This is a genomic window from [Rhizobium] kunmingense, from assembly GCF_977018605.1.
The window spans coordinates 1,969,116-1,982,782 of sequence record NZ_CDRNXG010000001.1; the positions used below are offsets into that span (position 1 = coordinate 1,969,116).

Consider the following 13,667-nt stretch of genomic DNA (forward strand, 5'->3'; position numbering starts at 1 on the left):
CTCAGAATCTTGGATAGCCTGAAAATACAGGGAGGATTTTCAGGTGCACCACATCGCTTGCGAGGAGGCAGGCGTTGGGGGCGTGTCGGACCACGACCGCTTTGCGACGCTGAATGATGCGAGGACGGCTGCATGATCGCCGCCTCCGACCAAACTGCTGTGCCGTTGCTTGATGCGCGCGGCCTTTCCAAGACTTTCGGCATCGTCGAGGTGCTCAGGGATATTGCACTGACCGTGCGCGCCGGAGAGGTGCATGCGATCATCGGCGAAAATGGTGCCGGCAAATCGACGCTGATGAAGATCCTCGCCGGCAATCATCAGCCGACGCGGGGCGAGATCGAAATCGACGGGCGTGAGGTCAGCTTTTCGGGCCCAGTGGATGCGGAACGGCACGGCATCGTGCTGGTGCATCAGGAGATATTGCTGGCTCCCGATCTGACGGTGGCGCAGAACATCTATCTCGGCCGCGAGCTGACAAAAGGTCTTTCCGTCGATGACCGGGCGATGAACGAGGGGGCGCTAAAGGCGATCCGCGATCTCGGCGCCGATATCGACCCGGACACGATCGTCTCGCGGCTTTCGATCGCCCAGCGGCAGTTGGTGCAGATCGCCCGTGTGCTGCTCGTGCCGCATCGCGTCGTCATCTTCGACGAACCGACGGCATCACTTACGCCGCATGAGACCGAAGCTCTGCTGAAGGTTATCACGGATATCCGCGCCAAGGGCGTCGGCGTCCTGTATATTTCCCACCGCCTTCCGGAAGTGAAGGAGATCGCCGACCGGGTGACGGTGCTGCGCGACGGGCGGCTGGTCGCATCGCATGCGGCATCGGACCTGCAGCCGGCCGACATGGCGCGGCTGATGGTGGGCCGCGATGTGGCAAAGCTCTATCCCGACCGGCACGCGGCAGAGGTGCGCGAGACGGTGCTTGCCGTCGAAGGTTTCGATGTGCCGGGCTATGCGCGCGAGGCGAGCTTTTCGCTGCGCAAGGGCGAGATCCTCGGCTTTGCCGGGCTGATCGGGGCCGGTCGAACCGAACTGATGGAAGGGCTGGTGGGGCTTCGTCCGGGCAAGGGCAAAGTCGCGTTCAATGGCCATCCGGTCGCCTTCCCCGATGTCCATTCCAGCCTCAAGGCGGGCATTGCCTATCTCTCCGAGGATCGCAAGGGCAAGGGCCTGCTGCTTACCAAAGACCTGCGCACCAACCTGACGCTCGCCTCGCTTTCCAAATTCATCCGCGGGCTGCAGATCGACGCCAGGCGGGAGGAGGCAGCACTCGATACGGCGATCCGTGATTTCGACATCCGCACCGGCACGAAAAGCATCCTCGCCGGCCAGCTTTCCGGCGGCAACCAGCAGAAGCTGCTGCTCGCCAAGATGATGCTGCTCGATCCGCAGGTCGTCATCATCGACGAGCCGACGCGCGGCATCGATATCGGCAACAAGGAACAGATCTACAAATTCATCGCCGCACTCGCCGCAGAGGGACGCTCGATCATCGTCGTCTCCTCCGAAATGCCGGAACTGATCGGCATTTGCGACCGCATCCTGGTGATGCGCGGCGGCCGCATCGTCGGCGAGGTTCAGGGAGACCGCATGACGGAAAACGAAATCGTGCAGCTTGCGACGGGTGTCGGTGCGGGAGCGGGGGAGGCGGCATGAGCAGCGTGGCACCCGATACCGGCAAGGCACCGAAGACGTCGAAGGACTGGGACATGGCGGCGATCGCGCCGTTCGTGGCGCTGGCGCTGCTGCTGGTGCTCGGCTATTTCGCCAATCCCAATTTCGTCTCCATTGCCAACCTGTCCAATGTCATCACCCGCAGCGCCTTCATCGCCATCATCGCGCTGGGGGCAACCTATGTGATCTCGTCGGGCGGTCTCGATCTTTCGGTCGGGGCGATGGTTGCCTTCGTGGCGAGCCTGATGATCCTGTTCATGAATTCCGGCGCAATCGGCGATCCGATGATGATGCTGATTGCCGGCATGGCCGTCGCGCTGGCGCTCGGCGCTGCCTGCGGGCTTGCAAACGGGTTGATCACCACGGTCGGAAGGATCGAGCCTTTCATCGCCACGCTCGGCACGATGGGCATCTATCGCGGGCTGACGACCTGGCTCAGCCAAGGTGGTTCGATCACGCTTCGGGACCGGGAATTGCAGCAGCTGTACCGGCCGGTCTATTTCGGCGACGTGTTCGGCGTGCCGATCCCGATCATCGTCATCTTCGTCACCGCCGCGATCGCCGCCTTCGTGCTCTACCGCACGCGCTACGGGCGGCACCTGATCGCGGTCGGTTCCAACGAGGAAGTGGCGCGCTATTCCGGCATTTCCGTCAACCGGGTGCGCACCATCGCCTATGTGGTGCAGGGGCTGTGCGTCGCGGTGGCGGTGATGATCTACGTGCCGCGGCTCGGCTCCACGTCGGCGACGACCGGGATACTCTGGGAACTGCAGGCGATCACCGCCGTCGTCGTCGGCGGCACGGCGCTCAGGGGCGGCGTCGGGCGTATCTGGGGCACGATCTGCGGTGCCTTCATCCTGGAGATAGTCGGCAACATCATGCTGCTTTCGAATTTCGTCAGCGAATACCTGATCGGCGCGATCCAGGGGGCGATCATCATCATCGCCATGCTGGTGCAGCGGTCGCTGATGCGGAAGTGAGGCTGGCAACCACGGCAAATCAAGTGCCCATACGCATACGCCGGGCCATCTGGGGCGGGTCCGGTCGGGAGGAGTGACCCCTTTAACCTTGGGAGAGAGAACATGCGTAGAAGAACATTCGGTCTCGGCTTTGCCGGGCTTGCCGCATCGGTTGCAGCGGCCCCGAGCATCGGCCTTGCGCAGGAAGGCAAGACATTCACCGTCGGTGTTTCCATTCCGGCCGCCGACCATGGCTGGACGGCGGGTGTCGTCTATCATGCCGAGCGCGTCGCCAAGCTTCTGATGGCCGAGCACAAGGGGCTCAACGTCATCGTCAAGACATCCGCCGATCCGGCGAGCCAGGCGAATGCCGTGCAGGACCTGGCCGTGCAGGGCATCGATGCGCTCGTCATCCTGCCGACCGATCCGGATCAGCTGGTTTCGGCCATCCAGCAGGTGAAGGACGACGGCAAGTTCGTGGCGCTGGTCGACCGCGCGCCTTCGGTCAATGACAGCACGATCCGCGACCTCTATGTGGCCGGCAACAACCCTGCGGTGGGCGAAGTGGCCGGAAAATACATCGCCGAAACGACGCCGGAAGCGGAAGTCGTGATCATCCGCGGCCTGCCGATTCCGATCGACCAGCAGCGCCAGGACGGTTTCGACAAGGGTATCGAGGGTTCCAAGGTGAAGATCCTGGAGCGCCAGTACGGCAACTGGAGTCGCGACGACGCGTTTCGCGTGATGCAGGACTATCTCACCAAGTATCCGAAGATCGATGTGGTCTGGTGCCAGGATGATGACATGGCTGTCGGCGTGCTGGAGGCGATCGAGCAGGCCAAGCGCAGCGACATCCAGTATGTCGTCGGCGGTGCGGGGTCGAAGGACATGATCAAGCGCGTCATGGATGGTGACAAGATGATGCCGGTCGACGTTCTCTACCCGCCGGCCATGGTGGCGACCGCCATGCAGCTCACCGCCGGCGGTCTTTACGACCAGATCCCGGTCAGCGGCGAATACATTCTCGACGCGACGCTGGTGACCAAGGACAATGCGGAGAGCTTCTACTTCCCGGATTCGCCGTTCTGAGCTTGCGGTCTAGCTAGCTCCTTACCCTGACCCTTTCCCCGTTTTGCGGGGAGAGGGACGTTGCCCGCTCGCGTCTGGAGATTGACGGAAACGGCGCGGCCGGGGGCCTTCGTCCCGCCTGCGGGGAGACGCTGCCGGCAGGCGGATGAGGGGCAGCCGTTCATTTCAGCCCGATCAATACGGAGATATCTGATGAAGACGATCAAGGGACCGGGGATTTTTCTTGGCCAGTTCGCGGGCGATGCGGCGCCGTTCAACAGCTGGGACGGGATTACCAGATGGGCGGCGGACAAGGGGTATGTCGGCGTGCAGGTGCCGACCTGGGCAAGCCAATTGATCGACCTCGACAAGGCTTCGACCTCCAAGGATTACTGCGATGAATTCGCCGGCAAGGCGCGTGAGAACGGTGTCGAGGTGACCGAGCTTTCCACTCATCTTCAGGGGCAGCTGGTCGCGGTGCATCCCGCCTATGACGAGGCGTTCGACGGCTTTGCCGTGCCGCAAGTGCGCGGCAACCCCAAGGCGCGGCAGGCATGGGCGGTCGAGCAGGTGAAGATGGCGATTTCTGCCTCCAGACATCTCGGCATCAATGCGCATGCGACCTTTTCCGGGGCGTTGGCCTGGCCTTATGTCTACCCATGGCCGCAGCGACCGGCCGGTCTTGTCGAAGCCGCCTTCGATGAACTGGCAAAACGCTGGACGCCGATCCTCGACCATGCGGAAGAGAATGGCGTCGACATCTGTTACGAAATCCATCCGGGCGAGGATCTGCATGACGGCGTGACGTTCGAGATGTTTCTGGAGCGGGTGAAGAACCATCGCCGGGCCAACATGCTCTACGATCCGTCGCATTATGTGCTGCAATGCCTCGATTATCTCGACAACATCGACATCTACAAAGACCGGATCAAGATGTTCCACGTCAAGGACGCGGAGTTCAATCCGACCGGGCGGCAGGGCGTCTATGGCGGTTACCAGGGCTGGGTCGAGCGGGCGGGGCGCTTCCGTTCACTCGGTGACGGCCAGGTGGATTTCGGCGCGGTGTTTTCGAAAATGGCGGCCAATGATTTCGACGGCTGGGCCGTTGTCGAATGGGAATGCGCGCTGAAACATCCGGAAGACGGCGCGCGGGAAGGGGCCGAGTTCGTCAAGGCGCATATCATCCGCGTGACGGAGCATGCCTTCGACGACTTTGCCGCCGGCGGCACGGACGAGGCGGCGAACAGGCGGATGCTGGGGCTTTAAGGGGAGATCATCCATGGCAATCGAAGGTACCAAGAGCGAGGCGCGCGAGCCACGGATCAGACTCGGCATGGTGGGCGGTGGTTCGGGCGCGTTCATCGGCGCTGTTCACCGCATCGCGGCACGGCTCGACGACCAGTTCGAGCTTGTTGCCGGGGCGCTGTCGTCGACGCCGGAAAAGGCGCTCGCTTCCGGTCGCGAGCTGGGCCTTAAGGAGGATCGCATCTACGGCTCTTTCAAGGACATGGCGATCCGCGAGGCGCGGTTGAAGGACGGGATCGAGGCCGTGTCGATCGTCACGCCCAACCATGTGCATTACGAGGCGGCGAGGGAGTTCCTCAAACGCGGCATCCACGTCATTTGCGACAAGCCGCTGACCTCGAACCTTGCCGACGCGAAGAAGCTCAAGAAGGTGGCGGACGAAAGCAAGGCGCTGTTCATCCTCACCCATAACTATACCGGCTATCCGATGATCCGGCAGGCACGAGAGATGGTCGCCGATGGCGATCTCGGTCGCCTGCGCGTGGTGCAGGTGGAATATGCGCAGGACTGGTTGACGGACGCTGTCGAACAGACGGGCGCGAAGCAGGCGGTCTGGCGTACCGATCCGGCCCAGTCGGGGGCCGGCGGGTCGACCGGCGATATCGGCACGCATGCCTATAATCTGGCGTCCTTCGTCACCGGCCTTACATTGGAAAGCCTCGCCGCCGATCTCGACAGCTTTGTTGCCGGCCGCCGGCTGGATGACAACGCGCATGTCATGCTGCGCTTTTCCGAAGGGGCGAAGGGCATGCTGTGGTGCAGCCAGGTCGCGCCGGGCAACGAGAACGGATTGAGGCTGCGCATCTACGGCGAGAAGGGCGGGCTGGAATGGAGCCAGGAAAACCCGAACCTTCTCTGGTTCACGCCGTTTGGCGAGCCGAAACGGTTGATCACCCGCAATGGCGCCGGTTCAGGCGCTGCGGCAGCGCGGGTGAGCCGCATTCCGGGCGGGCATCCCGAAGGTTACCTCGAAGCGTTTGCGACGATCTACACGGAAGCGGCACGCGCCATCCATGCGCACAGGGCCGGCAAGGCGGTCGACGGTGCGGTGCATTATCCGACCATCGATGACGGCTTGAAAGGCGTCGCCTTCGTCGAGGCCTGCGTCGCCTCGTCGAAGAAGAACGGCGCCTGGGTCAGGCTCTGAGATGCAAAAGACCCGGAGAACGGTTTCTCCGGGTCTTCGTATCGTTCGGATCGTGCGGGATATCCGCAGCCGATCACTTGCCCTTCAGCTTGGCATCGACGCTGACCGGACCTGGGCCAGCTGCGAAGATGTAAAGGAAGATGAAGCAGAACAGGATCGAGGCGACGCCGCCGTTCTGGGCCGGATAGAGGCCGCGCGGAAAATGGCCGATGAAATAGGCGAATGCCATCAGGCCCGACAGGATGAAGGCGGCCGGGCGGGTCTTGAAGCCGATCAACACGCAGAAGCCGAGGATGAGCTCGAACAGGCCGGCGATCCATGGCAGCGAGCCGACCGGTGGAACGCTCTGCGCTGCGGGGAAATGCAGGATCTTCTGGGTGCCGTAGCTGAACAGCACGAGGGCCGATACGGCGCGCAGAAGGCTGAGGAGATAGGGTTGAGTGCGGTCGATCGTCTGCAGCATGATGAATTCCATGGAATTGAGAGAGACGCCTCTTCCATTGCCTCATCGGCTTCTGCAACTGACATAAACGTGATCACGCAAACTTCATGCGATTGTCATTTGCCATAGGCGAAATCCGGCCAGCCGCATGCATTGGCCCCGCAGCACGGTTGCGGATCGGCGGCCGCGAGCCTAGCCGACAAGCGCGCCGAGGCGCAGCACCAGCTTGCGATCGAAAAGGTTGTCCTGGTCGTACATCCAGGTAATCGCATCGCTGGTCGTCCAGCGCTTCTTGTAAGCGCGCACGCTGGTCAAGGCATCGAAGACGTCGCAGACGGTGCAGATGCGCACGGCCGTGCTGATCGCCTCGCCCTTCAGCCGCAGCGGATATCCGCTGCCGTCGAGCGCTTCATGGTGAAGGCGGCAGACATCGAGGATGAGCTGCGATGCCTTACCCAGCTCCCTGAGGCGCTGATATCCTAGGACGGGGTGATTGCGGATGATCCGCCACTCATCCTTTTCCAGCTTGCCGGGCTTGCTGAGGATGGCGGTGGGGATCAGCAGTTTGCCGACGTCGTGGAGAATACCGGCGGTGCCGATCTCTTCCACCAGGTCGTCGTCCATGCCGAGGTTTTCGGCCATGCGCCCCATCAGGCCGCCGACGACGACGGAATGGAGATAGGTTTCCAGGTGCTTGCGTTTCAGTCGCGAGACTTCGAGGAACAGGTGGGGGGCGGCTTCGAGGCTGCGGCGGGACGCGGTGGCTGCGGCCGCTGCCTTTTCCATGTCCAGAGCCCCGGCGGAGAGGCCCTTAAGGCTGTCGCGCATCGACTTCATGGAATCGTCGAGGGCGGCGATCATCTCGGCCTTCGGCGATGCGGGCAAGGCGGGTGTTTGCGCGTTCAGCTCGTTCAGGCGGCGCAACAGCGCATCGATGTCGATACGGCTTTTCGTCTGGCTGACCATCAGATCGACGGCGGAGGAAAGCAGGATCGCGTTCAGGTCGGCCTGGGATTCAAGCATGAACCGGCGCCGCGAAAACTCGTGGCTCGGGCATTCCACGGACTCGATGAACAGTCCGGGCTGGGCAAGGCTCTTGGGTATGCGAATGATCACGACAGGCAGGCCCCTAAATACAAGGGGTATTTCGCTATATAAAAAGAAAGAAATACTTAATTCGTCGATCACGTTTTCTTTCAATTGCAGGCGCCCCGCCGTCAGGAACGGCGGGGCGATATTTTCAATGGTGACCGGCGTCGCGCACGGCCTTGACCTCGGCGGCGGTGACCGCCGGCGCCTTGTTGGTCCAACCCTCGCGCAGGAAGGTCGCGAGCGTCGCGATTTCCTCGTCGGTCAGACGGTCGGCATAGCCCTGCATGCGCACCTTCATCGGGCGTTCTGCCGTGGACGGCAGTTCGGCACCGTGGAGGATGACGCTGATCAGGCCCTTCGGCAGCTTGGCGGTGACGAGCGAGTTGCCGTCGAGTTCCGGGAAGATTTCCGCAGCACCCTTGCCGTTGACGAAGTGGCAGCCGCCGCAGTTGTCGAGATAGAGGCGGGGGCCGAGCGGCATGTCCGCCTTGGCTTCCGTCAGCATCTTTTCCGTCTCGGTGACTTCGGCCTTAGGGGCGTCCGCCGTCTTCTCGCCGCCGCTGATCGTCTTGAGGTACGTGGCGATCGCCATGTTGTCCTCTTTCGTCATGTATTGCAGCGAGTCACGCACGACGAGCATCATTTCACCGGTGGCGGTGGAATGGGCGTTGCGGGCGGTCGACAGGTAGGCGGCCATCTCGCCGGTTGTCCAGGCCTGCGAGGCGCTTTGCGGGCCGCGCAGATCCGGCGCGGTGAAGCCATCGACCTCGCCGCCGGTCAGGAAGGTCTTCGACGTGTCGTCGATGCCGCCCTGGGCCATGAAGAGGTTACGCGGGCTGTGGCAGGCGGCACAGTGACCAGCGCCCTCGACGAGATACTTGCCGCGGTTGAACGCTTCGTCCTGCCCTTGCGTCGGCTTGAACCCGGCTTCGTGGCTGAGCGCCAGCCAGTTCCAGGCACGCAGACCGAAGCGCATGTTGAACGGGAAGGCGAGTTCGGTTGCGGCCACCGTGTTGTTGACCGGCTCGACCTCGTTCATGAAGTAGTCGTAGAGGGCGACGATGTCCTCTTCCGACATCTTGCGGTAGTTCTCGTACGGCATGGCCGGATAGAGATGCGTACCGTTCGGGGTCACGCCGTCATAGAGCGACGCGCGGAAATCGTCGAGCGTCCAGTTGCCGATGCCGGTTTCCTTGTCGGGCGTGATGTTGGTCGTCCAGATCGTGCCCATGGGGCTTGCGATCGCACGGCCGCCGGCGAAGGGCTTGCCGCCCTCCGAGGTGTGGCAGGCCATGCAGTCGCCCGCCCGCATGACATACTCGCCCTGACCTTCCGCCGGCTTGAAGTCGGCGCTAAGTTCAGAGACCGCGCCGGTGCGCTGCACCGGCACGAAGATGAAGGCGAGAAGGGCTGCAACGCCCAGAACGACGAGCGTGCCGAGAACGCGAATGAGTTTTTTCATCGGTGTTCTCCTCCTCACACCAGCGGCCGCGGATTACGCAGGTAATCCGTGCGGATGGCATGCGCTGCCCAATAGGCCAGACCGCCGACCATGCCGGTCGGGTTGTACTGGGTGTTCTGCGGGAAGGCGCCGGCGCCGAGCACGAAGATGTTGTGCTTGTCCCACGCCTGCAGATAGCGGTTGACGGCGGAGGTCTTCGGATCGGCACCCATGACGGAGCCGCCGACATTGTGGGTCGTCTGGTAAGGGCGCACGTCGTACATCGCCCCTTCCTTCTTGAAGCCTTCCTGCATCGAGGTCGGGTTCATCGACTTCGCGATCGGTTCCATCTTCGACTTCATGAACTGGGTCATGCGGATGTCGTTGGGGTTCCAGTTGAAGGTCATGCGCATCAGCGGGCGGCCGCGCGGGTCCTTGTAGGTCGGATCGAGGTCGAGATAGTTGCCGCGATAGGCCATGTGCGAACCGTGCGAGCCGATGTTCATCGAATGGCCGTACCATTCGCCGACGGCCTGCTTCCACTCGGCGCCCCAGGTGGGGGTGCCTGCGGGCAGCGACATGGAGCGGATCGGCTGGCCGTTGGTCTGGCCGGAGCGCCAGTAGGCACCGCCGATGAAGCCCTCACGACCGAAGTCGATATTGTCCATGCCGAAGTCGTCGATCGACATGCCGTTTGCGCCGGTGCCGATGAACGGATTGAAGTGCTCGTCCTTGAAGAACAGCGTGTAGCCGCCGTTCATCTGGTAGGCGTAGTTTCGGCCGGTCACGCCTTCGCCCGTTGCCGGGTCGTAGGGCTGGCCGATGCCCGAGAGCAGCATCAGGTGGACATTGTGCAGCTGGTAGGCGGCGAGGATGACGAGGTCGGCCGGCTGGAAGACTTCCTCGCCGGTCTTTTCGTCATAATAGGTGACGCCGGTGGCAGTCTTGCCGTCAGCCGCCATCTCCACGCGCAGAACATCCGCGCCGGTGCGGTATTCGAAATTCGGCTTGCGCTTCAGGGCATCGAGGATGGCCGTCTGCGGCGATGACTTCGAATAGTTGTAGCAGCCGTAACGCTCGCAGAAGCCGCAATGGTTGCACGGGCCCATCTGCATGCCATACTCGTTGACATAGGCTTTCGACGCGATGCCGCCGGGGCTCGGGAACGGATGGCAGCCGGCAGCCCTGGCCGCTTCGGCGAACTTGGCGCCGTCCCAGGTGGTCGGCATGGCCGGCATCGGATACTCGCGCGAACGCGGTGCCTCGAACGGGTTGCCGCCCTCGATGATCTTGCCCTTGACGTTGCCGGCCATGCCGGAAATGCCGGCGACATGCTCGAACCGATCGAAGAAGGGTTCGAGTTCGTCGTAGGTGACCGGGTAATCCTGGAGATGCATGTCTTCCGGAATGATGCTGGAACCCCAGCGCTCTTCCACGTAAGAGCGCAGGCGATATTCGGACAGCTGCGGACGCCAGTTGAGGCCGTTCCAGTGCGTGCCCGAGCCGCCAACGCCGATGCCGGGCAGGAACGAGCCGAGGCTGCGATAGGGCAGAGCCGTTTCGTTCTGGTCGCGGCGGATGGTGACGGTCGAGTTTCTCGGCTTCTGCATCATGCCGAGGCGGACGCCGTATTTCAGTTCGTCGATCATGTTCGGATACTGGAAGTTCGGAACCGTATCCTGATCGTGACCGCGTTCCAGCGCGACGATCTCGACACCTTCCTGTGCCAGTTCCATGCCGACGATGGCGCCGGTCCAGCCGAGGCCGACGATGACGACGTCTTTTTTCTTTTCAGTGCGTGCCATGGTCGCTTTAAGCCCTTTCGCCGGAGATAGAGACAGGGCCGAGCGGGTACTTGACGTTATGCTTGCCGACCCATTCCTTGTAGGAGCCTCGGGCGCCGGGGAAGCCGATATAGTTCCAGGCCTGCATGCCGTGGTTGCCGCCGTACATCGGGTCGGCAAAATAGCCTTCCTTGGTATTGGCGAGCAGGATGCCGAAGAAGCCGCGCAATTCGGGCGCTATCTTCATCTCGTCCTTCTGCAGTGCAGTCAGCGCCGCGTCCTGCGTCTGTGCATCCAGCTCGGCGAAGATCTTGCCGTGGGTGGTCCGGCACCAGTCGTCGAAGAAGGGGATTGCCTGCTGGTAGATTTCAAGCGGGTTGAGCGGGGTCTGCCAGCCGCGCAACGGGCTTGCCGCCGCATCGTGGGGTCCCTGCATGTACCAGTCGGCAGCTTGGCCATATTCGCCGGCGAGCTGCTTGTCGATGAACACCGGAACACGTGCCTCGATCGCGCCGGGGCCATCGCCCTCCGACGGGATCAGCCTTGCCACCGCTGCCATGACGAAAGCCCACTCGCTGGGCTTGAGACAGTCCGGCTTGTATTCGGTGAGCGCCACCGGTTCTGGTTTCTGTTCGGCTTTGGCATTGGCCACAATGCCGGCGACTGCAGCCGTCGCGGCAGATGCTTTCAAAAAGCTTCTGCGGGACGGTAAGCCCGGAAGATCTCTCATTGTCCTCTCCTTGGTGGCTGCGGTGCGCAGCCTCTGACATCCGCTTGCGCCCCTAAAAACAAGGGAGCGACAATCTGACACCTGCGCTCTAACGCCGCAGCTTGACAGCTTCAAGGGAGGAATGACTAATTTTTGCTATTGTCGTGCATTGTGTTGGAAATATTTTCCTGAAAATTCTTCATGAGTGAAAAACTCATATTCATATAGAGTTGTATATCTGCGATTTTTGCGACCGAAATCTCTTCGTTTCTATCATTGAGAGTGGTCGAGATGCGGCATAAGGACGCTTTTGTGCGCCGGTTTCGTCAGGATGCCAGCATCGCTGCGGGCGTCTCGTCAGACGTTTTGCAGAGGTTTGCGATACCAATACTGCTTTGCAAGCGAGGCAGAACTGGCTAAATCGCAAGCGCAGATTGGCTCCCCCGATGAACAGGATAGTTGGCATGACCGATCCCAAGGCTTTCGCGGCACGTTTTCCCGGTGACTTTCTCTTCGGCGTGGCAACAGCCGCCTTCCAGATCGAGGGCGCGACGAAGGAGGATGGCCGAAAGCCGTCCATCTGGGATGCGTTTTCCAACATGCCCGGCCGTGTTTTCAACCGCGACAATGGCGATGTTGCCTGCGATCACTATCACCGGCTGGACGAGGATCTCGATCTGATCAAGGTGATGGGTGTTGAAGCCTACCGGTTTTCCATCGCATGGCCGCGGATCATCCCGGAAGGGACTGGGCGGATCAATGAGAAGGGGCTGGACTTCTATGACCGCCTTGTGGACGGCTGCAAGGCGCGCGGCATCAAGACCTATGCGACGCTCTATCACTGGGACCTGCCGTTGGCGCTGATGGGCGACGGCGGCTGGACGGCACGCTCGACGGCCTACGCGTTCCAGCGCTATGCAAAGGTGGTGATGGCGCGGCTCGGCGACCGGCTGGATGCCGTGGCAACCTTCAACGAGCCATGGTGCTCCGTCTGGCTTTCGCATCTCTACGGCGTGCATGCGCCGGGCGAGCGCAATATCGAGGCGGCGCTGGCTGCCATGCACACGACCAATCTGGCGCATGGGCTTGCCGTGGAAGCGATCCGCCATGTGACGCCGAAAGTGCCGGTCGGTCTGGTGCTGAATGCGCATTCGGTGATTGCCGGTTCCGACAGTGCCGACGATGCGGCAGCGGCCGAACGGGCGTTCGATTTCCACAATGGCGCGTTCTTCGGCCCCGTGTTCAAGGGCGAGTATCCTGCCGCGTTGACGCAAGCCTTCGCGGCGCAGATGCCGAAGGTGGAAGAGGGTGACCTTTCGATCATCAGCCAGAAGCTCGACTGGTGGGGCCTCAACTACTACACGCCGATGCGGGTCAAGGACGATCCGACCGAGGGTGCGATGTTCCCCGCCATGCAGGGTGCGCCGGCCGTCAGCAAGGTAACGACAGATATCGGCTGGGAGGTGTATTCTCCGGCGATGAAGTCGCTCGTCGAGGATCTCTACCGCCGCTACGAGCTGCCGGATTGCTACGTCACGGAAAACGGCGCGGCCTATAACATGGAGCCGGTCGGCGGCGAGGTCGATGACCAGCCGCGGCTCGACTATTATGTCGATCACCTGTCGGTCGTGGCGGATCTGGCATCCGACGGTTACCCGATGAAGGGCTATTTCGCCTGGAGCCTGATGGACAATTTCGAGTGGGCGGAAGGCTACCGGATGCGGTTCGGCCTCGTGCATGTCGACTATGAAACGCAACGGCGGACGATCAAGAAAAGCGGGAAATGGTATCGCGATCTGGCGTCGCAGTTTCCCGGTGGCAATCATGCCACCAGCCACAAGACCGGGTGAAACGCCCTATTTTCCAGTGACGGGGAAGATTTTTTCTTCCGTCTCGTATAATTGAAAAAACATCCCTAGGAATTGCGGCATGTCCGGGGCATTGATCTGCCATCAACGGGGCCGTGAGGCCTGCAGAGAAAGTCGATCGTAATGCTCCGGAATGTCACCTGTCATCGAATGTGCCGCCTGGGTGCGTGAA

General features: G+C 61.9%; 11 protein-coding genes. 6 read left to right on the forward strand and 5 right to left on the reverse strand.

Translation table 11 applies throughout. The features are described 5' to 3' along the window. Positions 1-132: 132 nt before the first annotated feature. From AC0JZ4_RS09270 to AC0JZ4_RS09290, 5 genes are all read left to right on the forward strand, one after another. A complete protein-coding gene (locus AC0JZ4_RS09270; RefSeq protein ID WP_471886094.1) occupies positions 133-1,662 on the forward strand; it encodes a sugar ABC transporter ATP-binding protein in 1,530 nt (509 codons plus the stop codon). Further along, positions 1,659-2,660 (forward strand): ABC transporter permease, encoded by a 1,002-nt coding sequence (locus AC0JZ4_RS09275; protein WP_471886095.1) that lies wholly within the window; start codon positions 1,659-1,661, stop codon positions 2,658-2,660. The genes AC0JZ4_RS09270 and AC0JZ4_RS09275 overlap by 4 nt, the downstream gene beginning before the upstream one ends. A 102-nt stretch (positions 2,661-2,762) precedes the next feature. Next, a complete protein-coding gene (locus tag AC0JZ4_RS09280) occupies positions 2,763-3,728 on the forward strand; it encodes a substrate-binding domain-containing protein (RefSeq protein WP_471886096.1) in 966 nt (321 codons plus the stop codon). A gap of 192 nt (positions 3,729-3,920) precedes the next feature. After that, positions 3,921-4,973 carry a sugar phosphate isomerase/epimerase family protein gene (locus AC0JZ4_RS09285; RefSeq protein ID WP_471886097.1) on the forward strand — a complete coding sequence of 351 codons (1,053 nt, stop codon included), beginning with the start codon at positions 3,921-3,923 and terminating at the stop codon, positions 4,971-4,973. A gap of 13 nt (positions 4,974-4,986) precedes the next feature. Then, positions 4,987-6,159, forward strand: a complete 1,173-nt coding sequence (locus tag AC0JZ4_RS09290; RefSeq protein WP_471886098.1) for a Gfo/Idh/MocA family protein — start codon at positions 4,987-4,989, stop codon at positions 6,157-6,159. Positions 6,160-6,232: 73 nt separating this feature from the next. On the opposite strand, the gene AC0JZ4_RS09295 is transcribed toward AC0JZ4_RS09290, so the two are convergent. The 5 genes from AC0JZ4_RS09295 to AC0JZ4_RS09315 all read right to left on the reverse strand — a co-directional run bounded on the left by AC0JZ4_RS09295 (position 6,233) and on the right by AC0JZ4_RS09315 (position 11,648). Continuing rightward, entirely contained in the window at positions 6,233-6,622 is a 390-nt protein-coding gene (locus AC0JZ4_RS09295; RefSeq protein ID WP_471886099.1) for a DoxX family protein, read from the reverse strand. Between the two features lie 171 nt (positions 6,623-6,793). After that, the gene (locus AC0JZ4_RS09300; RefSeq protein WP_471886100.1) at positions 6,794-7,624 is read right to left on the reverse strand and encodes an HD-GYP domain-containing protein; all 831 of its coding nucleotides are present in this window, start codon (positions 7,622-7,624) and stop codon (positions 6,794-6,796) included. A gap of 217 nt (positions 7,625-7,841) precedes the next feature. Continuing rightward, the gene (locus tag AC0JZ4_RS09305) at positions 7,842-9,155 is read right to left on the reverse strand and encodes a c-type cytochrome (RefSeq protein ID WP_471886101.1); all 1,314 of its coding nucleotides are present in this window, start codon (positions 9,153-9,155) and stop codon (positions 7,842-7,844) included. Between the two features lie 14 nt (positions 9,156-9,169). Continuing rightward, positions 9,170-10,939: a GMC family oxidoreductase gene (locus AC0JZ4_RS09310; protein ID WP_471886102.1), complete on the reverse strand. Its 1,770-nt coding sequence runs from the start codon at positions 10,937-10,939 to the stop codon at positions 9,170-9,172. A gap of 7 nt (positions 10,940-10,946) precedes the next feature. Then, complete coding sequence (locus AC0JZ4_RS09315) at positions 10,947-11,648, reverse strand: gluconate 2-dehydrogenase subunit 3 family protein (RefSeq protein WP_471886103.1); 702 nt, start codon at positions 11,646-11,648, stop codon at positions 10,947-10,949. A 443-nt stretch (positions 11,649-12,091) separates the two neighbouring features. Between AC0JZ4_RS09315 and AC0JZ4_RS09320 the strand changes: the two genes are divergently transcribed. Beyond that, entirely contained in the window at positions 12,092-13,477 is a 1,386-nt protein-coding gene (locus AC0JZ4_RS09320) for a GH1 family beta-glucosidase (RefSeq protein WP_471886104.1), read from the forward strand. Positions 13,478-13,667 lie beyond the last annotated feature (190 nt).

Coding starts and splice junctions, on each gene's coding strand:
- AC0JZ4_RS09270 (WP_471886094.1), top strand. CDS start 133: ATGATCGCCGCCTCCGACCAAACTGCTGTGCCGTTGCTTGATGCGCGC.
- AC0JZ4_RS09275 (WP_471886095.1), top strand. CDS start 1,659: ATGAGCAGCGTGGCACCCGATACCGGCAAGGCACCGAAGACGTCGAAG.
- AC0JZ4_RS09280 (WP_471886096.1), top strand. CDS start 2,763: ATGCGTAGAAGAACATTCGGTCTCGGCTTTGCCGGGCTTGCCGCATCG.
- AC0JZ4_RS09285 (WP_471886097.1), top strand. CDS start 3,921: ATGAAGACGATCAAGGGACCGGGGATTTTTCTTGGCCAGTTCGCGGGC.
- AC0JZ4_RS09290 (WP_471886098.1), top strand. CDS start 4,987: ATGGCAATCGAAGGTACCAAGAGCGAGGCGCGCGAGCCACGGATCAGA.
- AC0JZ4_RS09295 (WP_471886099.1), bottom strand. CDS start 6,622: ATGCTGCAGACGATCGACCGCACTCAACCCTATCTCCTCAGCCTTCTG.
- AC0JZ4_RS09300 (WP_471886100.1), bottom strand. CDS start 7,624: ATGCTTGAATCCCAGGCCGACCTGAACGCGATCCTGCTTTCCTCCGCC.
- AC0JZ4_RS09305 (WP_471886101.1), bottom strand. CDS start 9,155: ATGAAAAAACTCATTCGCGTTCTCGGCACGCTCGTCGTTCTGGGCGTT.
- AC0JZ4_RS09310 (WP_471886102.1), bottom strand. CDS start 10,939: ATGGCACGCACTGAAAAGAAAAAAGACGTCGTCATCGTCGGCCTCGGC.
- AC0JZ4_RS09315 (WP_471886103.1), bottom strand. CDS start 11,648: ATGAGAGATCTTCCGGGCTTACCGTCCCGCAGAAGCTTTTTGAAAGCA.
- AC0JZ4_RS09320 (WP_471886104.1), top strand. CDS start 12,092: ATGACCGATCCCAAGGCTTTCGCGGCACGTTTTCCCGGTGACTTTCTC.